The organism is Alcaligenes sp. 13f (assembly GCF_020496585.1).
Taxonomy (GTDB): Bacteria; Pseudomonadota; Gammaproteobacteria; order Burkholderiales; family Burkholderiaceae_B; genus Alcaligenes; species Alcaligenes phenolicus.
On the sequence record NZ_JAHKKC010000002.1, the window covers coordinates 196,628 to 220,745 of the forward strand.

The 24,118-nt window shown below is 58.2% G+C and carries 18 protein-coding genes and 1 tRNA gene; 1 reads left to right on the top strand and 18 read right to left on the bottom strand.

What is annotated here, in order from left to right:
- Nucleotides 1–382 precede the first annotated feature (382 nt).
- The 12 genes from pgi to KOE80_RS02430 form a co-directional block, all read right to left on the bottom strand.
- Nucleotides 383–1,954 (bottom strand): glucose-6-phosphate isomerase, encoded by a 1,572-nt coding sequence (pgi, locus tag KOE80_RS02375; RefSeq protein WP_226348261.1) that lies wholly within the window; start codon nt 1,952–1,954, stop codon nt 383–385.
- A gap of 89 nt (nt 1,955–2,043) precedes the next feature.
- A complete protein-coding gene (locus KOE80_RS02380; RefSeq protein WP_226348262.1) occupies nt 2,044–3,051 on the bottom strand; it encodes an FAD:protein FMN transferase in 1,008 nt (335 codons plus the stop codon).
- A gap of 32 nt (nt 3,052–3,083) precedes the next feature.
- Nucleotides 3,084–3,599: a nitrous oxide reductase accessory protein NosL gene (locus KOE80_RS02385; RefSeq protein ID WP_086061209.1), complete on the bottom strand. Its 516-nt coding sequence runs from the start codon at nt 3,597–3,599 to the stop codon at nt 3,084–3,086.
- The gene (locus KOE80_RS02390; protein ID WP_042485871.1) at nt 3,596–4,426 is read right to left on the bottom strand and encodes an ABC transporter permease; all 831 of its coding nucleotides are present in this window, start codon (nt 4,424–4,426) and stop codon (nt 3,596–3,598) included. The genes KOE80_RS02385 and KOE80_RS02390 overlap by 4 nt, the downstream gene beginning before the upstream one ends.
- Nucleotides 4,427–4,429: 3 nt before the next feature.
- Nucleotides 4,430–5,341: an ABC transporter ATP-binding protein gene (locus KOE80_RS02395; protein ID WP_226348263.1), complete on the bottom strand. Its 912-nt coding sequence runs from the start codon at nt 5,339–5,341 to the stop codon at nt 4,430–4,432.
- Nucleotides 5,325–6,665 (bottom strand): nitrous oxide reductase family maturation protein NosD, encoded by a 1,341-nt coding sequence (locus KOE80_RS02400; protein WP_226348264.1) that lies wholly within the window; start codon nt 6,663–6,665, stop codon nt 5,325–5,327. Before KOE80_RS02400 ends, KOE80_RS02395 begins: the two co-directional genes overlap by 17 nt.
- A 7-nt stretch (nt 6,666–6,672) precedes the next feature.
- Entirely contained in the window at nt 6,673–8,577 is a 1,905-nt protein-coding gene (gene nosZ / locus KOE80_RS02405; RefSeq protein ID WP_226348265.1) for a TAT-dependent nitrous-oxide reductase, read from the bottom strand.
- Between the two features lie 62 nt (nt 8,578–8,639).
- Nucleotides 8,640–10,901, bottom strand: a complete 2,262-nt coding sequence (locus tag KOE80_RS02410; protein ID WP_226348266.1) for a NosR/NirI family protein — start codon at nt 10,899–10,901, stop codon at nt 8,640–8,642.
- A 171-nt stretch (nt 10,902–11,072) separates the two neighbouring features.
- Complete coding sequence (mnmH, locus tag KOE80_RS02415; RefSeq protein WP_226348267.1) at nt 11,073–12,167, bottom strand: tRNA 2-selenouridine(34) synthase MnmH; 1,095 nt, start codon at nt 12,165–12,167, stop codon at nt 11,073–11,075.
- Nucleotides 12,167–13,201, bottom strand: a complete 1,035-nt coding sequence (selD, locus tag KOE80_RS02420; RefSeq protein ID WP_226348268.1) for a selenide, water dikinase SelD — start codon at nt 13,199–13,201, stop codon at nt 12,167–12,169. Before selD ends, mnmH begins: the two co-directional genes overlap by 1 nt.
- A 69-nt stretch (nt 13,202–13,270) precedes the next feature.
- Nucleotides 13,271–14,359, bottom strand: coding sequence for a hypothetical protein (locus KOE80_RS02425; protein WP_226348269.1), 1,089 nt, complete (start codon nt 14,357–14,359; stop codon nt 13,271–13,273).
- A 206-nt stretch (nt 14,360–14,565) separates the two neighbouring features.
- Nucleotides 14,566–16,824 carry a FepA family TonB-dependent siderophore receptor gene (locus KOE80_RS02430; RefSeq protein WP_226348270.1) on the bottom strand — a complete coding sequence of 753 codons (2,259 nt, stop codon included), beginning with the start codon at nt 16,822–16,824 and terminating at the stop codon, nt 14,566–14,568.
- Nucleotides 16,825–17,100: 276 nt separating this feature from the next.
- Between KOE80_RS02430 and KOE80_RS02435 the strand changes: the two genes are divergently transcribed.
- Nucleotides 17,101–17,883 (top strand): aldolase, encoded by a 783-nt coding sequence (locus KOE80_RS02435; protein WP_083054837.1) that lies wholly within the window; start codon nt 17,101–17,103, stop codon nt 17,881–17,883.
- 60 nt (nt 17,884–17,943) lie between these two features.
- Here KOE80_RS02435 and KOE80_RS02440 read toward each other — a convergent pair.
- The 6 genes from KOE80_RS02440 to fdxH all read right to left on the bottom strand — a co-directional run bounded on the left by KOE80_RS02440 (nt 17,944) and on the right by fdxH (nt 24,116).
- A tRNA-Sec gene (locus KOE80_RS02440) sits at nt 17,944–18,039 on the bottom strand.
- Between the two features lie 87 nt (nt 18,040–18,126).
- The gene (gene selB / locus KOE80_RS02445; protein WP_226348271.1) at nt 18,127–20,046 is read right to left on the bottom strand and encodes a selenocysteine-specific translation elongation factor; all 1,920 of its coding nucleotides are present in this window, start codon (nt 20,044–20,046) and stop codon (nt 18,127–18,129) included.
- Complete coding sequence (gene selA, locus KOE80_RS02450; protein WP_115634497.1) at nt 20,043–21,461, bottom strand: L-seryl-tRNA(Sec) selenium transferase; 1,419 nt, start codon at nt 21,459–21,461, stop codon at nt 20,043–20,045. Before selA ends, selB begins: the two co-directional genes overlap by 4 nt.
- Before the next feature lie 87 nt (nt 21,462–21,548).
- Nucleotides 21,549–22,475 carry a formate dehydrogenase accessory protein FdhE gene (gene fdhE, locus KOE80_RS02455; RefSeq protein WP_083054831.1) on the bottom strand — a complete coding sequence of 309 codons (927 nt, stop codon included), beginning with the start codon at nt 22,473–22,475 and terminating at the stop codon, nt 21,549–21,551.
- 77 nt (nt 22,476–22,552) lie between these two features.
- Nucleotides 22,553–23,206 (bottom strand): formate dehydrogenase subunit gamma, encoded by a 654-nt coding sequence (locus KOE80_RS02460; RefSeq protein WP_009463457.1) that lies wholly within the window; start codon nt 23,204–23,206, stop codon nt 22,553–22,555.
- Nucleotides 23,199–24,116, bottom strand: a complete 918-nt coding sequence (fdxH, locus tag KOE80_RS02465; RefSeq protein WP_021447214.1) for a formate dehydrogenase subunit beta — start codon at nt 24,114–24,116, stop codon at nt 23,199–23,201. The genes KOE80_RS02460 and fdxH overlap by 8 nt, the downstream gene beginning before the upstream one ends.
- Between the last annotated feature and the right edge of the window lie 2 nt (nt 24,117–24,118).

The window sequence follows — 24,118 nt, forward strand, 5'->3', positions numbered from 1 at the left end:
TTCTTGTTTGAGTTAGCCGTAACTTTGCGAGACATACGGTGAAGAGAGCTTCAGGGCGGTGAGTTGGCTAAATGGGCCATGTGAGTTAAGTCTAGCCCCGCCTATTATCGGTATGTAGTCGTCAATGTGGACTTTGGGAATGTGGGGTTGCAAGAGATTTAAGGGCAATCCACCGAGGCTTTGGCTTGTGCCGTCTGAACCAGTATTCTTGACGGCTTCAACTCCTGTGCGTTAAATCGAGTATGTAAGCTAATGCATTACTAGTCTATAGCAGTGCATCGCACTCGAGGGCTTGACATGATCGATGGGTTTAACTTTGATTCATTAAGCGTCAACATTGATTTCTCTCGTAGTGCCTTTTACACACTCCCCAATTGCAATGCTAACGCTTGAAAGTCTCTATCCAATGCCGGGTAGACGCATCATGTTCAGCAGAGGTTTCTTTCTCTCCCGACAGCTCCTGCAAAATCCCGTTCGCCAATACTTTCCCGTACTCCACACCCCATTGGTCAAAGGGGTTGATCCCCCAGATCAAGGCCTGCACAAAAATCTTGTGCTCATACAAGGCCAGCAGGGCGCCTAGCGAGAAGGGGTTCAGGCGTGGCAATACGATCAGCGTGTTGGGGCGTCCGCCCGAGTGCACGCGGTGGTGGGCCAGCTCGGCAGCTTGCTCACCCAGACCTTGCTTTTCGCATTCGGCCAGGGCTTGCTCGTAGGTTTTGCCGCGCATCAGGGCTTCGCGTTGGGCCAGGCAGTTGGCCAGCAGCAGATTATGGTGCTCGGCCTGATTGTGATCCGCCTGCTGGCACACAATAAAGTCCACTGGGGCGCCATCGCTGCCTTGGTGCAGCCATTGGTAGAAGGTGTGTTGTGCGTCTGTTCCGGCCAGCCCCCAGACGGCTGCGCCTGTGGCTAAGCCGACGGGTTCGCCGTTAGTGGTGACGGATTTGCCCAGGGACTCCATGTCCAGTTGCTGAATGTAGGGCACCAGATTGCCCAGTCGGAAGTCGTAGGGCGAGATATTCAATGAGCCATAGCCCAGCACACTGCGGTTGACTACGCCGGCCAATGCCATTTGTACGGGCACGTTGGTGGCGATGGGAGCTTCCTGAAAGTGCTGGTCCATGGCGGCAGCGCCCGATAGCATGCCAGCGACAACATCACTGCTGACGGCCAGGGCAGTGGTCAAGCTGACGGCAGACCATAGTGAAAAGCGGCCACCGACCCAATCCCAGAACTGGAATATCTGTTTTTGTGGGACGCCCCAGCTGGAGGCGGTGTCAGGACGGGCCGTGACAGCAACGATTTGCTCGTAAGGGTTGGCAACGCCCGCGGCTTGCAGCCATTCCAGGGCGCGCTGGCCGTTCTTGAGGGTTTCGGTGGTGGTGAAGGATTTGGAGGCGATCACGATCAAGGTGTCGTGAGGGTCCATCCCTGATAAGGCATGTTCCAGCGCGTGGCCGTCGATATTGGCCAGGAAACGCACGTTGCGCCAGCTGTGGCGATAGCCAAAGGCTGCCAGTGACAGGCGCACGCCCCAGTCACTGCCACCAATACCGATATGAATGATGTTGCGCCAGCGGCGTTCGGAGTCGGCTACGCGTACGAATTCGTTCATGCGCTCGCGTTCTTTGGCGACTTCCGCCGTGGGGGCGGGCGCACGCAGGGCGCTGTGCCAGGCGGCGCGGTGCTCGGTACGGTTGACGATACCGCCGTTAAGTAGTTGTTTGCGTGCCGTGTCGAAATGGCGGGCCGCCAAGAGGGCTGCCCCGGCTGCCTGTAATTCCGGCGAGTGTCGCTGCCCGCTCAAGTCCACTTGCAAGCCTGCTGCCTTCAGGCAATGCAGGTCCAGCGCGTAGCGGTCGGACTGGCGTGCTGCCTCGCAAAACCCGGTCCATTCTGGCAGACCGGGCAAAGGGGCAGCAGAGGGAAGGGTTTGGGTATCGAGGGGCATGGGGGTTTGGCCTGCAGTAGACGAAACCGCCATTGTACGAGGCTTTATCGAGCTTGAGCGTCTGCCGGTAAGCGGGTTTGTCTTGGTGTTTACGAGTGCATGGGCACGAGCTGATCACCATCGTAAGGCAGCACCCATGCCCGCAAACCAGGATCGCTGGCCAGAACCCGCGTAATCTCTTGTGGCGACATCCAGGAGAAGGCCGTGGACAGGGCGTCGGCAATCGTGGCATTCCCAGCCACGACAGAGACACTGCGATACAAAGGCCGGGCCTGACCATTGGCGGGGTTGAACAGATGAGTCACAGAGCCATCGCGGCTAAGCGCTGTGCCTGACCCCGATGAGGTGCTGACTGCCTGATTGTGTACGCCCAGACTTAACAGGCTGACGGGTTCAGTTTGATCGCCTGCCAGACCGACGCGCCAGGGACGATTGCCCGGAGCCATGCCCAGGCCGCGTATCTCGCCCATATCGACCAGAGCGTGCTCCAGACCTGCCTGTTTCAGCTGCTCGGTGATGCGATCGGTGATGTAGCCTTGGGCAATTCCGTTCAGCGTCAGAGCCATGCCAGGACGTTGTAGTTGAACAGTGTCGTCTTGAATGTGGATGGCTTGGTGGCCAACCTGCTGCAGCGTTTGCCTGATCTCGGCTGCAGTGGGAATGGAAGCCGTGTCGCTGCGTTGAGCGGCCTGACTATACAGCTCCCAAAGCACCTGCACGGTTGGATCAAAGGCCCCGTTCGTTAATTCACTCAGGCGCTGTGACTCCAGCAGCAAGCGCGTCAGATCACCGGGGGCTTGCTTCAGATAGCCGTCGCGGTTCAGGCGTCGCAAGGCGCTGTCTTCCTGATACAGGCTGAATATTCGCTCCAGTCGTCGCACTTCGGACAAGGCTTGATCGATCAAGGTCTGTGCAAAAACCGGGTCGGGGTGGTGGATATGCAGTTGTGCGTTCGCACCCAAAGCCACACCTTGCCAGGAGCTGAGCGGGGTAGGGGCCGCTTGCATCGCTTGGACGGCCCAGGGCACGCAAGTCAGTGCGCTGGTCGCGGCCACGATACCGAGAAAACGACGACGGGAAACAGGAGTAGAAGTCATGGCAAATACCTGGGATCAGGAAGATAAGCGTTTCAAGGCAGCGCGACCGCACCGAAGATGTAGTTCTCCGGCATGTCGGCAAAGCGAACCAATTGGCCGCCATGTTGTTGCTGGAAGTCCTTGGCGGCCTGCTCCTGGCTAAAGGGCAGGGCATCGATGGTGCCCATGCCGCCGGTATAGCGGCTGTAGATCAGATACCAGGCATCTTGTGCCGGTATCCAGGCTTGTTCGGGGAACTGACCGTCCTGATCGCGCTGGGCCATGTCTTGGACATAAGTAGCGGCGATGGCTTTGGATTCTTCAGGCAGCATGGTGTAGGCAAAGACCTCGCGTATGGTGGTGAACCAGAGCGGCGCTTCGCGTTCGCGCAGAAGAATCTGCCCTTTGGGGCCTTGGTGCTCGAACAGGTACATGCCGCAGTAGTGGCCCACGGCGGTTTGGGGGATCTGGACGACGGGCGGCGGTGGGGCCTGTATAGGCTCAGGCTGGCCACAAGCGGCCAGTATCAGTCCCAGGCACAGCAACAGAAAAGTGCGCAGTTTTTTCATAATGCTTTTCTTTTGAATACCAGACTCGCCAGACCAAAAGGCACAGCGATCCATAGCAGCAGAACGCCCATCAGCACGCTGGCGGGCAGACGAGCCTGTTCACTTAAACCGGCCATGCCGGCAAACATGGCGACATTCTCATAGCCGGTCAGATTCAGCAGGCGGTACACGTCGGTGGGGTTGAACAGCAGAATGATGTTCAGCCAGGACGCGGTGATCATGGCGCCTTGATCGGCAACCAGAATGCCTAGCAGAGCCATGTCATAAATCACCACGAAGAACAGCCAGATACCGATGGCCAGACCTGCTGCCGTTGCCCGCTCTCTGACCAGGGTGCTGATGAAATAGCCCATGGACAGGAAACTGGCGCCGAGCAGAACGCTGGCCCCCATCATGGCCAGAAAGGGCGTCCAGACGCTGAAGTCCAGGCCGCCATGCGCCACTTGCAAGGTGATGCCTGCCAGGCCATAGCCCACCACCGTGGACAGACTCAGGATCAGGGCATGGCCCAGGAATTTACCGACCAGCACCTGCCAGCGATGGACGGGATAGCTCAGCAGCAAGGACATGGTGCCGCGCTCGATCTCGCCCACAATGGCGTCGTAGGACAGCAGCATGGCAATCAGCGGGATCAGGAAAATAGACAGGCTGGACAGGCTGACAACCGTGACTGTCAACGGATCTACCTTGACGCTGCCGGTGGGGGCGCTGCCCAGAAAGCCGAGAGACAAAGCCAGGGCGGCCAGCAAGAGGGTGACCGCCAGTACCCAACGATTGCGCAATCCGTCGCGCACTTCCTTTTGGATGATGATCAGGACAGGGTTCATGGCTTAGTAATCCTCGCGCTTCAAAAAGTGCGCATACAACTCGTCCAGACCGGGGGATTCCAGCTCCAGGTCGGTCAATCCGGGGATGGCATGCGCTTCGCGCAGAATCTGGATTTTTTCGACTTCGGTGCAATGGCGCTCCAGACGATTGGTGCCGATGACGTTCCAGTGCTGTGGAACAGAATCGGGGATCTGCTCCACGGTCAGGCGAATACGTACCGGCAAGCCAGCGTGTTGGCGCAGTTCGGACAAGGTGCCATCGGCAATCTTGCGTCCTTGTTGCATCACGATGATGCGGTCTGCCAGACGTTCCATCTCTGCCAGAGCGTGGGTGCTGAGCAGGATGGTGGCCCCGGCATCGCGCAGTTCTTGCACGATCTCGTAGAACAGCAGACGGGAGGCCGGGTCCAGTCCGGTTGTGGGTTCATCCAGCAAAAGCACACGGGGTTTGCCCAGCAGGGTTTGGGCCAGTGCCAGCCGTTGGCGCATGCCTTTGGAGTACGTGCCTACGCGCTTGTGAGCCGCTTGGGCAATGCCGACACGTGCCAGTAAAGCCTGGTTGTCACTGGTCGGCAGCCCTTTGAGGCGGGCGTAAAACGCCAGTGTTTCGGTGCCGGTCAAGGCAGGGTGCAAGGCAACGGTTTCAGGCAGGTAGCCGATATGGGCTCGCAGCCGGGCAGCCTGGGATGAACCCGCATCGTGGTCCAGCAAGGTGACCTTGCCTTCATCGGCACGGATCAGGCCCAGAATCAGTTTGATGACAGTACTTTTGCCTGCGCCATTGTGGCCAGCCAGCACCGTGCATTGGCCGGGGTAAAGCTCGAAGTTCACCGCGTTGGCGGCACGCTGCTGGCCATACAGCTTGCTGACATTGGCCAGCGCGACAGGGGCCGTACAGTTATTGGATGGAGTCATGATTGGCCTTGTAGCGCTCCCAGACGGGATTGTCGGGCGCACGCATCAGCGGTGCGCTATCGATGATGCCGCCGGGCAAAATGGCAGGAAATTGGGTTTGCGCCCAGCGCACAATGGAAACGGCGGGGCTGTTCAAGAGCACGCGGGCCGAAGGGGCTCGCCACACCAGTTGTTCAATCAGGCCATTGGGGCGATAAGCGGTGTCACCGATGCCGTCACCGTTCAGGTCAAAGGCGCTGTGATCGCTCCAGTAATTGCCCCGGTCCTTGCTGGACCACTCCAGGTAGCGGGTGCCCACATACTTCACCTGATTCTGGTTCTGGATGAAGGCGTTTTCCGTGATCTCATTGCCTTCGGAACCGGCGGTGTAGTGCACCCCGATCTGGGTGTTCTGAATCAGGTTGCCGGAGATCTTGTTGAAGTTGGCGTTGTAGAGAAAAACGCCTTTCTCGGCCCCGTCCACGATATTGTCGGTAATGGTCGATTGTTGGGCGGCATTGAGCATCAAGCCTTGATGTGTGCTGTTGATGCTGATGTTTTCACGTACCGTCAGGAACTGCGAAAACATCAGGGCATAAGCAATGTCATTGCCTATGGAGACATTGCTGCTGACCTCGCTGTTATTGGTGTACATGTAGTGCACCGCATAGCGCAGCTGGGTAAAGCGGTTGTGGCTGAAAACATTGTCGCGGCTGGTATTGGAAAAAATCCCGTCGCGACCCCAGGAAATATCGTTGTACAAGATGCGTGAGCCGGGGGAGTTCCAGACGGTCACGCCATTGCCGCGCTCATTCAGACGCAGCTCTTTATTGCCTACGATAGTGTTGTGTTGCACCAGCGCGTTGTGGGGTCCCCAGACATATACCCCCACCAGGTTGTCGAGGATGTCGTTATTCTCGATCAGGGCGTTATGGGCGGGCTTGTCCAGGAAGATGCCCGCATCCATATCGGGCAGGCTCAAGCCGGAATTACGCACGGTGATCTGACGTATCTGCACATCTTCCGCCTGCACCCACACCGTGCGGCCTTCACGTTCGCCCATCAACACGGCTTGCCGGTTGCTGGGGCCTTGAAGCGTCAAAGGTTTGTTCACGATGATATTGCCCTGATACGTGCCGGGAGCCAGCATCAGGATGTCGCCGGCTTGGGCGGCATCGATAACGGCTTGCAGCGCGGTATCGGCAGGCACCTCAATGGTGGCCGCTTGAGCAGCCAGACCACTGGCCGCAAGGGCCAGGATCGTAAGCGGCTTGAAGGCCAGCCTCAGCACCAGGGTTGGGCTGAGGCATCGTGCACGGGCGGGGAGCAGGCGGAAAGGCTTCATGTCACCGTCAGGCTTTGGGTTTCACATTCATCTGACCGGACATTTCCATGTGCAAGGCGTGGCAGAACCACTGGCAGTAGTACCAATGCACACCGGGGCGAGAGGCCGTGAAGGTGACCGAGCTGGTTTGCTGCGGTCCAATTTCCATGGCCACGCCATAGCCAGACAGGGTGAAGCCGTGGGTCAAGTCTTCGATCATTTCCATATTGGTGACTACGACGGTGACTTCATCGCCCTGATTGACCTCAAAGCTGGGTACGGAGAACACGGGTGCCACGGCAGTCATGTAGACCCGAACCTTGTTGCCATCCCGGATGACCTTGGAGGCACCTTCCAGGGTGACGCCATCTTTCTCGGCCATCTTCCGTGCGCTGTCCCACCATGGATCGTCGCGAGTCCAGACGCGCTTGGGTCGTACTTTTTCGGCGGCAACCAGCAGCATGTCGTGCGGTTCGGCAAAACTCGGGCCATCGTGGACCAGCTTCATCACATCGCCTGAAATGTCGATCAACTGATCGTTCTCGGGTTTGAGCGGGCCTACGTTCAGGAAGCGGTCTTTGGAGAACTTGTTCAGCGATACCAGCCATTTGCCATCGGCTTCTTTGGTCTCGCCCATGGTGGTGTGGTTGTGGCCAGGCTGGTAGTGCACATCCAGTTTCTGGATGATGGGGTCTACGTCCTTGCCCTGATACGCCTCGATGGCTTTGGCAATGTTCCACTTCACGATCTGGCTGTCGATAAACAGCGTGGTGTAGGCATTGCCGCGGCCGTCATAGGCGGTGTGCAGTGGGCCCAGACCCAGCTGAGGTTCTGCCACTACGCAGTCGCGTGGTTTGATCTTGTCGGCAAACAAGTCATCCAGGCGGCGCACGTCGATCATGGTGACGGTGGGCGAGAGCTTGCCGTTAAAGACCACGTGGATGCCATCGGGGGAGGCATTGCAACCGTGGGGGGAGTTGGGTACGGGGATGTAGCGGGTGTAGCGCGAGCCTTTGCGACCATCCAGCACTTTGACACCCTGCATTTCTTTGAAGTCGCCTTTCTTGACGCCGTCTTCAATGGCTTTCAGGTTGAACACCACGGCCCAGTCCTGCTCGTTGGCGCTCATCTCGCCGACATCCAGCCCCTTTTCGGAGTTGTAGCAGGTGGAGAAGGCGTACTTGCCCTGGTAGTCGGCGTCGCAGTTGTCCAGGTTGCCGTCCACGATCACCTGCCAGGCGATTTCCATGGTGTCGCCATCAATGGCGGTAAAGACAGAGAAGTAGTTCTCTTTGGGGTTGCCGAAGATGGTGCCGTTATTGGGCAGGGGAACGATGTGTTCGCCGTTGCAGAACACATAGCCGGTGCGGGGGTAACGTTGGGGGCGCAGGCCGTGGATGCCGTCGGCATTGGGGATCTCGATGATCTTGTCGCACTTCATGACATCGCAACGCACGCGAGCCACGCGGTTATTGGCCTTGTCGTTGATGTAGATGAAGCGCCCGTCGTAAGTCCCGTCGGTAAAGGACATATGGGGGTGGTGAGCATCGCCGTTAGGCAGGATGCCGCCCAAGGAGTCAGCAAAGGCCAGGGTTTCAGGCGTCAGGTTGGCGCGCATGATCTGGCGGCTTTCGTTGGTAATGCCCCAGCCCGTCGCGCTGCAAATGTTGAAAATCGGGATGCGCATCAGCTCGCGCATGGAGGGCAGGCCCATGATGCGGATTTCGCCGGACTGACCGCCGGAGTTGAAGGCGTAGTACTGGTCCAGTTCACCCGGCTCGATATGGGCGTTTTGCCCGTCCGGTGCTTTTTTCGTATCGGCCAGGGCATTGCCAATATGGGTGGCGCTGACGACTGCGGCACCTGACAAGGCGGCGGTGCCCAGAAAGGCGCGACGACTCAAGCCGTGTTTATCCTGTGTGTTCTCGGACATGGTGTGATCTTCCTTTTGTGTGATGACGTGACCGACTTGGCGCTGGGGCGCGCCCAGCCGTCTCACGGCGTGGCTGGCGTGGAATCGGTACTGTCTACGCTGCGTGGACGCACGGTAGGGCGGGCAGCAGCATCGTCTTGCAGCGAGCTGGCAACGGCAACGGGGGCCGGTTTATCTCGTTTGCGCTTGGCGATCTTTTGAATCAGGTGCGGGCATTTTTTCTCGTGGTGATACAGCATCTGGCAGTTCAGGCACTGGATGCACTCGTTGGGGTTGATCGGGCCTTCTGGCTCGATGGCTTGGACGGGGCAGTCGGTTGCACAGCGCTGACAGGGGTTGCCACACATGGGGTAGCGACGCAGCCAGTCAAAGATGCGCAAGCGGGCGGGGATAGCCAGGGCAGCGCCCAGGGCACAGAGGTAGCGGCAGTAAAAGCGCTCGATAAACAGGCTGGCAATCAGCAGCAAGACGGCAAAGATGGTGAAGGGCCAGTCGCGGATGAATTTCAGGATGATGGCGGTCTTGAAGGGTTCGACTTCGGCCATCTTTTCCGCCACGGCCATGTCGTACAGGGCAAAGCCAAACAGCAGAATGAAGATCACGTATTTGATGGACACCAGGCGCTTATGGGCGCTGTAGGCTACCTTGATTTGCGGAATGCGCAGGAAGCGGGCCAGCTTGTTGGCTAGTTCTTGCAATGCTCCAAAGGGGCAGAGCCAGCCACAGAAGGCACCTCGATTCCAGAAGATCAGGGAGATGGCGGTGGCGATCCACAGAATGAAGACCAGCGGATCCATCAGGAAGTACTCCCAGCGGAAATCGGTGCGCAGTGCGTGGGAGAAAGTCAGTACGTTCACCACGGACAATTGGGCCGAGGCGTACCAGCCAATCCAGACCAGGGAGAACAGCAGAAAGCCGATGCGAAAGCGCTGGTAGAACACTTCGTGCTTGGTTAGCGTGTCCTGAAAGAAGAAGACTCCACCCAAGGTCAGCAAGGACAGCAGCAGCACGGCAATCTGCACTTTCTTGCCCGCCCAGATTTGCTTGTACAAAGGCTCGCTGGCGGTTTCCAGGTCATCGTGCGCTGCGGTATCGGGGGCCGCTGCAACTGCTGCTGGAGGGGGCGCTGTCAAATAGGCGTCAGGAAGCTGGTAATTCAGGTTCAGCGTGACAAAGGCTTTGTCCTTGACGCTTAGCACACGCTGGACCAGCAGTTGGAGCCGCCAGGGCTGGACCGGATCAAAGGTAGCGGTAGCCGGAATCTTGAACAGAGCGGCTTCTTTGAAGTCAGGGGCATTGGCGGCTTTTACGCCGGGCAGACGCTGGTGGTCCAGATCGGTGAAGTGAAAGCTGTCCAGATCCTGGACGATCTCGATACGGTCAAAAATCCCGCCGCGTACATAGCCTGACCCTTTGAAGGAATACAACCCGTTACCGACGACCAACATGGCTTGCTGACCGGGTTTCAGCTCTTGCTGCAGGTACGTGTAGTCAGATTCGCCCAGCAAGCTTTTTCCAATGCTGGGCACGCTAACCAGGGCGGCGTACAGATCAATAAAAGTGTCTTGTGGGTCGCCTTCCTGCGGATGAGCGGCGGCTTCTGTACGGCCACTGTCGATGAAGGCCTGGTTGATGTCGGCCACGCTGACGTGCAGGCGTTGGATGGCACCGCTTTGGAGCAATTCATCCCAGCTTGCAATGGTTTGATTGCTGCTGTCTATGCTGCGTTTGACTGCCGCTGGTGCTGTGGCGGGGGCGGCAGGCTGGCCTATGCCTTCTTGCCGGGCCACCAGTTGCGAAGAGCGCATGATGCTGTCACCGACCACCATCAAGGTCACGGTGGCGCCACTGATAATGTCGACAGGTGGTGGTGCGCCGGGTTTGGGACGGTTCTTGATGTAGTTCTGACCCACATAGCCTTGAATGAAGGCCTCTACCCGCGACTCGGGGATGCCAATCAAGACAATGGGTTCATGGTGTTCCAACAGTTTGGCAGCGACGATGCTGCCATCCATGCTCATGGCGACCAGGGTGTCGATGGGGAAGCTGGAGTAACCACGGGTGTTGACGATGTCGGTCGTCACATACACATACCCTAGCTGTTCCTGATCCTTAAAGACCTTGGCAACAGGCAAAGTGCCTGCGGGCTCGCTGGTGTGGGTGGCGGTGGGAAAGATCTCGTTAAGGGCAATGTCCGGCAGGAAATGGGCAATGCGTGAACTGGAGTGTGCCGGAGGACTGATCAGACAGGCTGCCAGTACCAAAAGCAGGAGCCAGATAATACGGAACTGAACATGCCGGGCAACGCGATTGAGGGACGTCATTTCTTACCACCTGCAACAAGATTCTTGCGAGATGGTAGGGGTTACCCTTTGTTTACTCTTTGTGTCAGAGCAAAGACAGATTCTGACAAGAGTGGATGTGGGTCGGCGTCAGTCTGTTCTTGATCTGTGAGGAATGATGGCGGGCTTTGCTGGCCGGGCTTTAGATGAGGTTCAGCCTTGCTGACGCAAATAATTCAGGACCGCGTCGGCATCACCCTGAAAAATGATCCGTTCCGCTTTTTGTTCGCGTTGATAGGCGTACATGGGGTCGTAGTATTGCGTCAGCAAACCACCGATCCAGTCCCGGTGACCCTCCAGCGCGCCGCTGCGCTCCTGCTCCTGCAAGGCATCGTCCATGATGGCGGCCAGTTGCTGGTAGCGTTGATGGCCCAGGCGCTTGGTAATGCGGGCCAGGCTTTGACGCAGTTGTTCGGCAAAGAGTGCAAAGCCTGTTTGCGGCTCGTATTGGGCTGTGTATTCCGCGTGCAGGTTCTGGACGTAATCGCGCACGATGCGCGTAATGCGGTTTTCCAGGCTATCTTCCAGCCAGATGATGGACCACTGCTGCATCCCCCGGTACAGGCCCAGTGGCAGGCTGCAACGGCCTATCGTTTGGCTTTCATCTTCCAGGACGAAGCGCTGGTGCCCTTGGGCCGTCTTTTTGAGCATGGCGATCGATAGCCTGTGCTCGAAGTCGATCTGGCTGGGCTGGCTGGTGGCGTGTTTGCCAAAGCTGGAGCCACGATGATGTGCGTAGCCTTCCAGGTCCAGACTGTTATCAAGCTGCTGCAGGACATCGGTTTTGCCCGTGCCTGTCATGCCGCCCAGAACCTGAAAACGGGCGTTGCCGACGGTTTGTTCCAGGTTATTCAGCAAAAAGCCACGCATAGCCTTGTAGCCGCCCACTACGCGGGGATAGGGAATGCCTGCCTCTTCGCGCAGCCAGGTTTGTGTGATCTGGCTGCGCAGGCCACCTCGAAAGCAATACAGGTAGCCGTCGGGATGGTCTTGCGTAAATTGTGCCCAGGCCTGCAGGCGAGCTTGCTTGAGCTGGCCACTGACCAGCTTGTTACCCAAGGCAATGGCGGCATCCTGGCCATGTTGCTTGTAGCAGATCCCCACCAGGTGACGCTCCTCGTCGTTCATCAGTGGCAGGTTCAATGCGCCGGGAAAGGCGCCTTTACTGAATTCGATGGGAGCGCGAGCGTCCATCAAAGGCACATCGTTCAGGAACAGCTCGCGGTAGTGGTGGGTATCAGGACGCATCAAGCGATTTCGACGGCGTGGGTTTTGGCGGGGATGAATTCCCCGATGGCTTCCAGGGTCAGGCCCAGTTCTTGTGCTGTTGCCAGAAACTCGGCAGTGGCAGCAGGCTCTACGGCGATCAGCAAACCGCCGCTGGTTTGTGGGTCGCACAGAATGTTGATCTGATCCTGGCTGATAGGAGCGATGCGATGGCCGTAGCTGTCGAAGTTGCGTTGCGTGCCGCCGGGCACACAGCCTTCTTGCAGGTAGTATTCAATGCCGGGCAACAGGGGCACACGATCCAGATTCAGACGGGCGGTCAGGCCGCTGCCATCAGCCATTTCGATCAGGTGGCCCAGCAGACCAAAGCCAGTCACATCGGTCATGGCTTTAACACCGGGCAGTTGTGCAAAGCGGCTGCCGGGCTTGTTGAGCGTGCACATCCAGTCGCGGGCCAGGTTTTGATCTTCAGGACGAAGCTTGGCTTTTTTCTCGGCCGTGGTCAGCACGCCAATACCCAAAGGCTTGGTCAGATAGAGCTGGCAGCCTTCGGTTGCGGTGTCGTTGCGTTTTAACTGGCCTTTATCAACTACGCCAGTTACAGCCAGACCAAAAATAGGCTCGGGGGCATCAATGGAGTGACCACCGGCCAGGGTGATGCCAGCGGCATCGCAAGCCGCACGCCCACCACGCACGACCTCGCGGGCAACTTCAGGGGACAGGACATTGATGGGCCAGCCCAAAATGGCGATGGCCATGATCGGTTTACCACCCATGGCGTAGATATCGCTGATGGCGTTGGTCGCAGCAATGCGCCCAAAGTCATACGGATCGTCCACGATGGGCATGAAAAAGTCGGTGGTCGAGACGACGCCTGTGTCCTCATTCAAACCGTACACAGCCGCATCATCACGTGATGTATTGCCTACCCACAGGTTCGGGTCCACGTTCTGGGCTCCGCTTCCCGCCAGGATTATGTCCAATACTTTGGGGGAAATCTTGCAGCCGCAACCGGCTCCATGACTGTATTGGGTCAGACGAATGGGAGTATCCATGAGCGCGTACCAAGAAAGAGGTTGAAGATGAAATGATACTAAATTGCCCCTATGCCCTGCAGGCTTTTGCTACGGAAAGGGCAGAGGTCGAACACGCTGGGCCAGTTGGTCGGCGGCCACCCACTGTGCAAATTGCTCGCCCAGTCGCTGGCTTTGTTCGACGGAGTTTTGCCAGGCAATACGCCGGTCGGCGTCGGGCAGACGCTTGTAGTCGGAACGATCGGGGATTTTGCGGTCTTTTAGACGCCGATAGAAACGTTCGGTCGGGCACAGCAAAATCAGATTGTCCAGGCTGTGACGGCGGCGAGCCTTTTGCCGACGGGGCAGGTATTTGTCGAACCAGCTGGCGCTGATCTTTTGAGTGAAATGCGGAAACAAGGTCAAGCCTGGGCTATCCAGATCCAGAGTGCAGAAGTTGTAGTCGACTAGGCCTCCATCCCGGTATAGACCGGCAGGCCAGTTATGGGCGGCATTCACACCGTCAATCACGAGTGGAATAGCGGTGCTGGCGGCCAGGGTCTCGAACAGATTGTGCTGATCCAGTGCGGCGTAGCGAGCCAGGTCTTGATGTCTGCCGTGAATGGGCAGGCGGCTACGAGTGTCGTGCACGATGACCCGCTCAAAGAACCAGTGCGGGATAGCAGGGTGCACATAATTGCCGACCATGCAGCTGAGCAGGGCTGCGCCAAGCTGTTTGGGATTGCGGGAACCCGCCCAGCCCTTGCTGCGTGCCACGGTAATGGCGAAGCGATAGCGTGGATGGTTCAGAATCGCAGCCTGTGAGTCGGCGTCCCCCAGCAAGGTTTTCAGCATGGTCTGGGTCGACCGGGTAATGTCCGCTACCGTGGATTTGGGCAGAAAGGGGCTGTGTATATAAAGCTGCGCAAAGTCCGCAAAGGCTTTGTGCGGATCGCTCTGGGCCGCACAGGCAAAGCGCCAGGAAGCGATGGAACTGCCAAATAGCCATAGCGGCTCATCATGTGTGTTGAGCCAGTCGCCAAACAAATACTGATCCAGCCCGGTTAGCGCCAAAGCCTTGGGCCCACCCGCGCTGCCAATCAGCGTGCTGATGTCCTTGGCATGCAAACCATTGCTTTGAATATGACGATAAGCACGAGGCCCGGCGTAGATCGCGAGATCAGACTCGGTGGACGACAAGATCAGCTCCCGAATGTGGTGATTCTGTAGCCAGAAAGCTGGCTAACCAGGCTTTAGTCTAGCGCTGTTGGAGTGAGGTCGGGAGGGCTCTCTTGGATTGAGGTGGGATAAGATACCGCCCGTGCTGCTCCAGACGGGGCAGCACGGGCGGGCATAGCGATCAAGCATCCGGACTCCTGCTGGAGTCCGAAGTAAAGCGTGGAGTATTAGAAGCTGGCAGTCAACGTTGCGTAGTATTGGCGACCAGGTTCGTTATAGGTGTTGGCACCTTGGCCGCTACCCGAGTCTTCACGGTACAAGCGTTTGTCGAACAGGTTGTTCACGCCCAGACGGATGTTGGTGGACTTGGTGACCTGGTAAGCGCCGCTCAGACCGAAGATGGCATATGAACCACGTTCACGCAGGCCATCACCTTTCACTTCCGAGTTATTGGACAGATTGTGCGAGCGTGGCTTTTGTTTGCCATACAGCGTGGCGGTAGCCAGCAAGGACAGCTTGTCGTTGACGCGCCAGTCCAGCGTGCTGTTCAGGGTGTAGCGGGGGATGACGGTCAAAGGCTGATTGGTTTCCTTGGACTTGTTGGTGATCATGTAAGTCAGGTTGTTGCTCAGGCTCAGTGTGTCGCCGTTCTCGCCCAGGATCGGGATAGTCAGGTTGCCTTCCAGGCCACGGATCACGGCCTTGCCGGAGTTCACCCACTGGAATGGGCGGACCAGGGAGCCGCCAATGTACACCGCATCCGGAATGGTCTGGTCGCCCATATCGGCCACAATCTTGTTGCTGTAATCGTTCTGGAAGTAGGTCAAACCGGCTGCCCAGCCCGCGTTGTCGTAAGCCAGACCAATTTCCTTGTTGATACTGCGTTCGGGCGACAGATTGTCGTTACCGAAGATGTAGCAAGGACCGCTTACGCGTTGACCAGTTACCGGGTCGTACGGGCAACCGTTACCGCGCGTCTGGTACAGGTAGTTGGGGTTCGACTGATACAGGTTAGGGGCTTTGAAAGCGCGTGCGATACCGCCTTTCAGGGTGATGCTGTCGGTGATGAAGTAGGAGGCGTTCAGGCTGGGGCTCCAGTTGTCACCGAACTTGCTGTGATGGTCGAACCGCACTCCTGGTGTCACGGTCAAGGCGTCGGTCAGCTCGATATTGCCTTCCACATAGGCGGCTGTTGTACGGGCCTTGCTTTTGGAATCCGTGTTTTTGTTGATGGTTTGGCCAGAGCGAGTGGCGTAGTCATCATCCAGGCTTTGATCGCGGTGCTCGAACCCGACCGTCATCAAGACGTGCTTGCTGGCGATCTGCAGGGGTGTGTTGTATTCGCCTGAGATGTTCAGGGAACGCAGCTCGGAAACCGAGCCAGCACCGGGGTTGGAGATGCTGCCCTCAACGGCACCGGCCAGGCCCTCATTCAAACGTGAGTTGGTCGTGCCTTCATATGCAAAGGTCAGGCGGGAGCGGCGCCCCTGGCCGTAGTCACCATAGTGGCTGAGCGAGCCGGCGCGACGATACATGATGTTCGTTTCAGCCCCATCTTCGGCAAGTGATGCAATGGTTTGCGTGCTGCGGCTAAACAGACGCTCTCCTGAGTAGATATTGCCTTGGCGGCTGAATGAGCCTTCCAGCTCCAGACGGTGGTCCCGGTTGATATCCAGGCGCAGCAAGCCGTTAACGTCTTTATTGCGTACCCCCTCGCGGCCCGCTGGTGGCACGGTGGTTTCGTTCACCTCCATGCCGGAAGCCTGGGCGTTCAACGCGGGTTTGTCGGCATCTGTCTTGGCGATATTGCCGTAGACGCGGAAAGACAGCTTTTCGGCAATGGGACCGGACAAGTTAAAGCCGGTACGGCGTGTGGAGCCGTAGTCGCTGTCCTCAGGAATCAGACCGTAGGCGGTTACCGAGCCGGAGAAGGTATCGGTAGGCGCTTTTGTGATGATGTTCACGACACCACCGGCAGCACCAGAGCCATAGCGAGCAGCAGCCGGGCCACGCAGCACTTCAATGCGTTCGATGGCGTTGACGGGCACCCAGTTGCTGTCACCACGGGTATTACGTTCACCGTCGCGCCCCATGCGAATGGAGTCGCGCGAGCTAACAGGTTTGCCGTCAATCAGGATCAGGGTGTTTTCAGGGCCCATGCCGCGCAAGTCGATCTGGCGGCTATTGCCGTAGGAACCGGATGGGCTGTTACCGGTCAGGTTCACGCCGGGCATGGTGCGGATCAGTTCGGACAGGTCGTTGGCGGGAGGGCGTTTTTCAATATCCTTGGCAGTAATTGTGGACACGCCAGGAGCCTGTTTGACGGCTTCTTCTGCCGAAGGCAAGACGCGAATTTCTTCCAGCGAGGTGACCCCACCACGGACGTTGGAAGTTTGTGCCTGAGCACTGAAACTGGCTGCCAAAGCCGTGGCGAGCAGGCCCAATGCAAAGATCGGGCGGCGAGCCGGAGGCGCCAATAAATTCATAATCACTTTCCTAGTAAACGATAAACAGAATGAGAATTGTTCGCGATCAGGATTGTGTTTAAAAATGTGACGGCTGTCGAGAAAGCTGACGGATTTGTGGTGTGTAAAACACGGTCAAAGCAAAGGGGAATTATTTTTCTGAATTGACACTTAGCTTCCTGCCAAGAAAACATGGGTGTTTTTTGGCATTTCCATGTCCTGGTCGGTGTGGTCCCCAGACAGCGCGTTTTGAGGCTGTTGCTTGATAAAAGATCACACGCATTTAAAGGAATTCTTGTGACAAGTACTCTAAACCTCTCCAAGCCCACTTTGATCGCCCGCGCCCAGGAGCAGATGCAGGCTCAGTTTCAGGTTCCGAAACGTAGTGTTAGAGAAAAGCTGGCTCTGACCTGTCGCATCCTGTTTGATGGTGGTCATGATTCGGGCTTGGCGGGGCAGATTACGGCGCGGGGCGAGCAGGAAGGTACGTATTTCACCCAGCAGTTAGGGCTAGGGTTTGATGAAATCAGCGTGTCCAATATCTTGCTGGTGGATGAAGATCTGACGGTTCTGGAAGGTCAGGGCATGCCCAACCCTGCCAACCGTTTTCATTCCTGGGTGTATCGTGCGCGTCCTGATGTCAATTGCATTATTCATACCCATCCTCTGCATGTCGCGTCCTTATCCATGCTGGGCGTGCCCCTGGAGGTGTCCCATATGGATAACTGCACGCTGTACGAGGATTGCGCTTTTCTGAAGGACTGGCCTGGTGTGCCTGTAGGCAATGAGGAAGGGCAGATTATTTCCCGGGCCCTGGGTGATAAGCGGGCGATCTTGCTGGCGCATCATGGCATGTTGATTGCGGCCAGCTCTGTTGAGGAGGCCTGTGTGCTTGCCCTGCAGTTCGAGCGTGCCGCGCGGATGCAGTTGCTGGCCATGTCAGCCGGAAAGATCAAACCCATATTGCCGGAGTTGGGGCGCGAGGCACACGACTGGATTTTGCGCCCTCGCCGGTCCGAGATCGGGTTTGAATATTACGTGCGCAAGGCGTTGAAGCATCATGTCGATGCGCTCGAGTAAAAAGATGGGGGCTGTTTGGGGGCGAGTCAGCTTGGAGCAGTGCTTTGGCCCAGAGGTCGGTGGCGGAAAGCAGCAGGAGTCGAACCTACCTGGGAACGTCTGACGCCCCCAACCGGGTTTGAAGCCCGGCCGTGCCACCGGGCACGGATGCTTTCCTTCAAGAGGCCCTATCATACGTTAGGGCCGATGACGCTTCAACGATCAGGGCGTTGCCTGCTCTGGTTCCCGCATGAAGCTCCGGGCTCAGTCCGCCGCTGCCCAGGCTTCACCTCGTAATACATGGCGATCACGCACACGTCGTGTATAGCCGACGCGATCAAAGAACTCCAGAATCTGAATGGCCCGTTTGCGGCCCAGCCCTGTCGCGTCTCGGAACTGCGCGGCGCTGACGCCTTGGCCGCTGTGCAGCTCCTTGACGATATTGGCTAGCACCGCGATCTGGCGGCGGTGATAGAACAGATCATGCACGATCTGAAACAGCTCGCCCTGGCGTACCAGTCGGCGCAGTACGTTGCGGGTCTGGTCTTCCGGGGCTTCGGTTTCTTTGGCCAGATCGCGTGTCCATGGAGGGTCGAAGCGGCCTGCCTCGATCAGGGGCAGCAGGGCGGTGGCTAAAGCTTGGTCTTCGGGGCTCAGGGTAACGCGGTGGCCTGGTGTATGCAGCCAGGCTCCTTGTCGGGCCAGGCGCTGTTCTGCCAGCAGATATTCGGTCAGGAGCTGCCAGATTGCGTCGGGCATGGTGGGGGCGGCCATGCGTCGCAAGCGGCTGTTGGACAGGCCAGGCTCGTCCGGATTGCGCTCGTGAAACTGCAGCATCACGCTTTCTATGTGCTGACACAGCGCTTCCAGGCGCGCATCGCTAAGCAAGATAGGCTGACTTTGTGGGCGGGATCCGGTGTGCCAGCGGGCATTGGCGGGGGCGCTCAAGCCTTGTTGAGATCCTCCCGACAGACGCAGCAGTGTTGCTTCGTCCAGACCGTAAGGTGCTTGGGCCAGCAGGCCCTCCAACGGTCCGCCGCGTGTCCATTGCGCCAAGGCGTCCAGCCAGGCCAGACGTGTCGTAGAGCGTCGTTTGCGGTCCGGCGCATTTGGGTCCAGCACAATCCCGCCGCCGACGGTCTCGCTGGCCTGGGCGTTGCGCAAGATAAAGCGCTCGCCCGTCATGGTGCAGATCGGGCGGTCAAAGACCAGCTGGACCTTGCCGGTCTGGCCGGGCTGCAAGGACTCGCCATCCAAAGGCACGGCATGGGCCGTCAGGTGAGCAGCCCCCATGTGGACATGCCAGGGCGACCAGGTACGTAGGGCGGGAATATCTTTGTCCAGCAGGCTCAACTCCACGTCGATACGTGTGGAGGGGATGAAGCAGCGGGCGTCGGCCAGCCAGTCGCCACGCTCGATATCCTGTACATCAATTCCGCCCAGGTTCAGGGCACAACGCTGGCCGGCACGGGCTTGGCGTGATGCCTGATTCTGGGCGTGAATGCTGCGCACTCGTACGGGTGTACCGCGTGGCATCAGGCGCAAGTCCATCGCCGGGCCATCCAGATCCAGCACGCCATCGTGCACTGTGCCGGTCACGACGGTGCCGTGACCTTGCAAGGTGAAGACACGGTCAATGGCCAGGCGGAAATAGCCTTTGCCATCCTGTTTGGTGGATTGCATGGCCTGTGCATGCAGATGCTGGTGCAGTGCTTCCAGGCCGGGTTTGTCGTCGGACAGGGCATCAACAACGAAGATGGGGGCATTGTCCAGAAAGCTTCCTTGGACAAGTGCTTGCAGCTCGGCTTTGACGGATTCAATTCTGGCAGCATCAGCGCGATCCGCCTTGCTCAGGACGATGGCTCCCGCCTGCAAACCCAGCAATTGCAGTACGGCCAGATGCTCGCGGGTTTGTGGCATGACGCCGTCATCTGCGGCCACGATCAGCAAGCCAAAATCAATACCGGTCGCACCTGCGACCATGGTGTGCACCAGACGTTCGTGACCGGGCACATCAATAAAGCCCAGGATCTGTCCGTCGGGCAAAGGTGTATAGGCATAGCCCAACTGGATGGAGATGCCGCGCTTTTTTTCCTCGTCCAGACGATCGGTATCCACGCCGGTCAAGGCGCGGATCAAGGTGGTTTTGCCGTGATCGATATGTCCTGCGGTGCCAACAATCATGCTTGCTCGGGAATCAGTTGTGCGCTGAAGGCGGCCTCAAAGGGCTCTTCCAGGCAGCGCAAGTCCAGCCAAAAGGCATCTTGCGCAATGCGCCCGATGACGGGCTGGGGCAAAGTGCGCAGGCGTTTTTCCAGTTGAGTCAGATGGCGGCCCGGACGGCCTGTGCCTTGGTAGGCAAAGCGCAGTCCAAAGCTGGGCAGTACGTCTTCGGGCAACGCACCGCTGCCGATCTGGCTTAGCATGGCAGTGGGTTCGACTGCAAATTGTGTCCCCACCCATTGCTGCAAGACAGGGGCCAAACGTAGTGCTTGGGCACGCATTTCAGCCGAAGGTCGAGTCAGTAGACGCAAGGTGGTCAGGTGCTCGGGCAGGCGCTCTGGCGAACGGTACAAGGCCAGCACAGGTTCCAGTGCGGCCAAGGTGATTTTGCCCACGCGCAGAGCACGTTTGAGCGGGTTTTTCTTGATCTTGGCGATCAGGTCTGCACGGCCTACGATCAGACCGGCCTGGGGGCCACCCAGCAGCTTGTCGCCGCTGAAGGTCACGATATCGGCACCGGCTTCGATGGTCTCGCGCACGGTGGGTTCAGGCGGCAGGCCCCATTGGCTCAGGTCCACCAAGGTGCCGCTGCCCAGATCCACGCTGGTGGGCAGGCCGTGTTTTTTGGCTATCTGTGCAACTTCTTCGACTGAAACGCTTTTGGTGAAGCCTTTGACGGCGTAGTTGCTGCAATGCACCTTCATCAACATGGCGGTGCGCTCGTTGATGGCGTTTTCGTAATCAGCTGCGTGGGTACGGTTGGTGGTGCCTACTTCATGCAGGCGAGCACCGGCACGCTTCATGATGTCGGGAATACGAAAGGCTCCGCCAATTTCAACCAGCTCGCCACGTGACACCACGGTTTCGCGGCGGGGGCTCAGGGTGCTGAGCATCAGCAGCACGGCGGCCGCATTATTGTTGACGACTGTAGCCGCTTCAGCGCCGGTCAGTTCGCAGAGTAAGGGGTTGATCAAGTCATCGCGGTCGCCTCGGCCGCCGGTTTCCAGATCAAATTCCAGATTGGCGGGCGAGCGCATGGCCTGGACAACAGCCTGTATGGCTTCATCCGGCAGCATCGCACGCCCAAGATTGGTGTGCAGTACGGTGCCGGTCAGATTGAAGACCGGGCGTAGCTGCAAGCGGGATTCTTCCTGCAGTTGTGATTGCAGTGCTTTGGCAAGCTGAGCGGGCTCCAGATCCTGAGGGCTTAGTGCTCCCTTCAACACGGCCTCCCGCAGTGCCTGCAAATGGGCACGAGTGCGTTGACTCAGGCGTGTGTGGCCGAACTGGCTTAGCAAGGGCTCGAACTCTGGCGAGCGCAGCAAGCGATCCAGGGAAGGGATGTGGGCGGGGGAGAGTTCAGGCGTAGGGCTCATCATTCAAAGGCAGGCGTTTGAGTCTATGGGCAAGGTCCGTCAGCTACGCCTTGTGCTCGGGGCAGCAAGGCGTAGGGGAATCTTAGCTTAAGACTGGTGCCAAAGAAGTGGATTGCCGCTGGCGCGGGAATAGCCTTCTTCACCCATCAGAACGTCCAAAGCCAGACTGGCCAGGTCGTCCGCTACCGGGTCAATGCCCAGCTGCTTTTCCTGATAGAAGATTTTGCGGTAGGTATGGCAGTTGTCGCAGGACTCGGCCTTGATGCCTTCCGGGCCATCTTCAATGGCGTGATACGCCACGCTTTTGGTGCTTTCGCAATGCGAGCAGGTGACACGCACCAGATGCCATTCCACGCTGCAGCGCGGGCAGCACATGTAGCGGCAACCATCTTCACGACCACCCACACGCACCACGCTGGATACAGGCAGGCTGCCGCAGGACGGGCATACGCCAAAGGGGCTGGTTACAGACAGTTGGCCCTCGGTCAGCGAGCAGGCCAGGTGAGTCCAGTAAACCTGCAAGGCGGCCATGACAAAAGGTGCCGCGGCACCGTCTTGCTCAGGCAATTGCTCGGCCAGAATCGCGTCAGCCAGATCTTCCAGTTTTTGTGGGTCAGACTCGGCTTTCTTTAGCAGGCTCTGACAGACTTCTTGGGCGGCTGCAGGCACGTCCGAAGTGTTGATCATGTGATTGAGCAGGCTGCTCAAAATGCTGAGCCACTGTGGATCGCGTTTCCAGCCCGATGCCAGCAAGGGTGGCATACCGTGTCTTTGTGCTGTTTCCAGCACCTCGGCGGGCAGTTCGGCCGGGGGCAGGGCATTGAGTTGTTTGTGCTGTCCATCAACCAGATGTGCCAGCAAGAGCAGGTAGGCACCAACGGGATTGCCGTCAGCCAATTGACGCAGACGTGCTGCTCGGTCAGCAAAGACGCTGGCTCGCACAGGCAGGCGCAGTCGGGGGATGGAGGTGTGGTCCAGACTTTCGATTTCGCCGCGCGGAAGGATGCGTTGCAAGACAGACTCCTGAAAACAAGGCTGCCATGCCCGAAATGGTGCATGGCAGCCGGGTTGCTTATGTACCAGAGCCCCGCCTATTCGGCAGGACGGCTGGGACCTTTTTCCATTTCTTCACGGAACCAGGCGCGGTGGTGCTTCCAGGCCCAGGCACGGGTAACCGTACCGCGGGTCATGGCTTTGACCGAACCTTTTACCCAGATACCGGCGTAGATGTGCACGATAATCGCGCAGATCATCAGCAGGGCGCAGACCGCGTGCAGCACGGAGGCCAGGCGGATAGCCCAGATGGGGAAGAAGGCGGAAAAGTATTCGCGCCACATCACCACACCGGTTGCCAGCAGGCCGATCATGAAGATCACCAAAGCAAAAAACAGGATTTTTTGCCCGGCGTTATAGCGGCCTACTTCGGGAATGCGCTCGTCCTTGGCGTTCAGCACATCCTTGAAGTGACGCAGCCAGGCCGCGTCACCCTTGGAGAACATATTGTGCCGTACCATGCGGGCCGCAAACAGGAAAAAGCACACAAACATCACCACACCAATGAACGGGTGCAGAATGCGTGTCCACGGACCGCCGCCAAACAGGTTGGTCAGCCAGAACATTGACGGATGAAACAGCGCCAGCCCGGACAAGGCCAGCAGCACAAAGCTCATGGCAATGATCCAGTGATTAATGCGCTGACTGGTGGTGTAGCGCTGAATCAAGCCCTTGCGGTTGTGATCAGTCATGGTGAGCCTCCTGGATCTTGCGTGCGTCCTCGTCGGCGCGGCGCTCGTCTTCCTCGTCGGTCTCGTTAGGACCGGTTCGGATGTAGTGGAAGAAACCAATCAGGGCGGTCAGTGCCATGGCAGCAACCCCCAGCGGCTTGGCCACTCCCTTCCAGAGCGAGACCATCGGACTGATTTGCGGGTCCTTGGGCAGGTCGCTGTACAGCTCGGGCTTGTCGGCGTGGTGCAGCACGTACATGACGTGGGTGCCACCCACTCCAGCCGGGTCGTACAAACCTGCGTTTTCAAAGCCGCGCGATTTCAGGTCTTCGATACGCTCTGCAGCGTGGTGCTGCATGTCTTCTTTGGTACCGAACACAATCGCGCCGGTAGGACAGGTCTTGGCACAGGCCGGTTCCTGTCCGACCGCCACACGGTCCGAACACAAGGTGCACTTGTAGGCTTTCTTGTCCTTTTCCGAAATGCGAGGCACATCGAAAGGACAGCCGGTAACGCAGTAGCCGCAGCCAATGCAGTTTTCCTCGTGGAAATCCACAATGCCGTTGGTGTACTGCACGATGGCGCCTGGCGAGGGACAGGCCTTCAGGCAGCCCGGGTCCTCGCAGTGCATGCAGCCGTCTTTGCGAATCAGCCATTCCAGATCGCCAGCGGGGTTTTCATACTCCGCAAAACGCATGATGGTCCAGGACTTGTCGGTCAGGTCGGCCGGGTTGTCATACACCCCGACGTTGTGACCGATTTCGTCGCGCGTATCGTTCCATTCCATGCAGGCGACCTGACAGGCCTTACAGCCAATGCATTTACTGGTGTCGATCAGCTTGGCCACTTCCCCACCCACGGGCTCGCGTACGCTGGGCGATGGGGTGGTGGTTGCGGAGCGCCGTTTGATATCAAGTGATTGCAAGGCCATGG

Coding starts and splice junctions, on each gene's coding strand:
- KOE80_RS02430 (WP_226348270.1), bottom strand. CDS start 16,824: ATGAATTTATTGGCGCCTCCGGCTCGCCGCCCGATCTTTGCATTGGGC.
- KOE80_RS02395 (WP_226348263.1), bottom strand. CDS start 5,341: ATGACTCCATCCAATAACTGTACGGCCCCTGTCGCGCTGGCCAATGTC.
- selD (WP_226348268.1), bottom strand. CDS start 13,201: ATGGATACTCCCATTCGTCTGACCCAATACAGTCATGGAGCCGGTTGC.
- KOE80_RS02410 (WP_226348266.1), bottom strand. CDS start 10,901: ATGACGTCCCTCAATCGCGTTGCCCGGCATGTTCAGTTCCGTATTATC.
- KOE80_RS02460 (WP_009463457.1), bottom strand. CDS start 23,206: ATGACTGATCACAACCGCAAGGGCTTGATTCAGCGCTACACCACCAGT.
- KOE80_RS02400 (WP_226348264.1), bottom strand. CDS start 6,665: ATGAAGCCTTTCCGCCTGCTCCCCGCCCGTGCACGATGCCTCAGCCCA.
- fdxH (WP_021447214.1), bottom strand. CDS start 24,116: ATGGCCTTGCAATCACTTGATATCAAACGGCGCTCCGCAACCACCACC.
- KOE80_RS02380 (WP_226348262.1), bottom strand. CDS start 3,051: ATGACTTCTACTCCTGTTTCCCGTCGTCGTTTTCTCGGTATCGTGGCC.
- mnmH (WP_226348267.1), bottom strand. CDS start 12,167: ATGCGTCCTGATACCCACCACTACCGCGAGCTGTTCCTGAACGATGTG.
- KOE80_RS02390 (WP_042485871.1), bottom strand. CDS start 4,426: ATGAACCCTGTCCTGATCATCATCCAAAAGGAAGTGCGCGACGGATTG.
- KOE80_RS02385 (WP_086061209.1), bottom strand. CDS start 3,599: ATGAAAAAACTGCGCACTTTTCTGTTGCTGTGCCTGGGACTGATACTG.
- nosZ (WP_226348265.1), bottom strand. CDS start 8,577: ATGTCCGAGAACACACAGGATAAACACGGCTTGAGTCGTCGCGCCTTT.
- selB (WP_226348271.1), bottom strand. CDS start 20,046: ATGATTGTTGGCACCGCAGGACATATCGATCACGGCAAAACCACCTTG.
- pgi (WP_226348261.1), bottom strand. CDS start 1,954: ATGCCCCTCGATACCCAAACCCTTCCCTCTGCTGCCCCTTTGCCCGGT.
- selA (WP_115634497.1), bottom strand. CDS start 21,461: ATGAGCCCTACGCCTGAACTCTCCCCCGCCCACATCCCTTCCCTGGAT.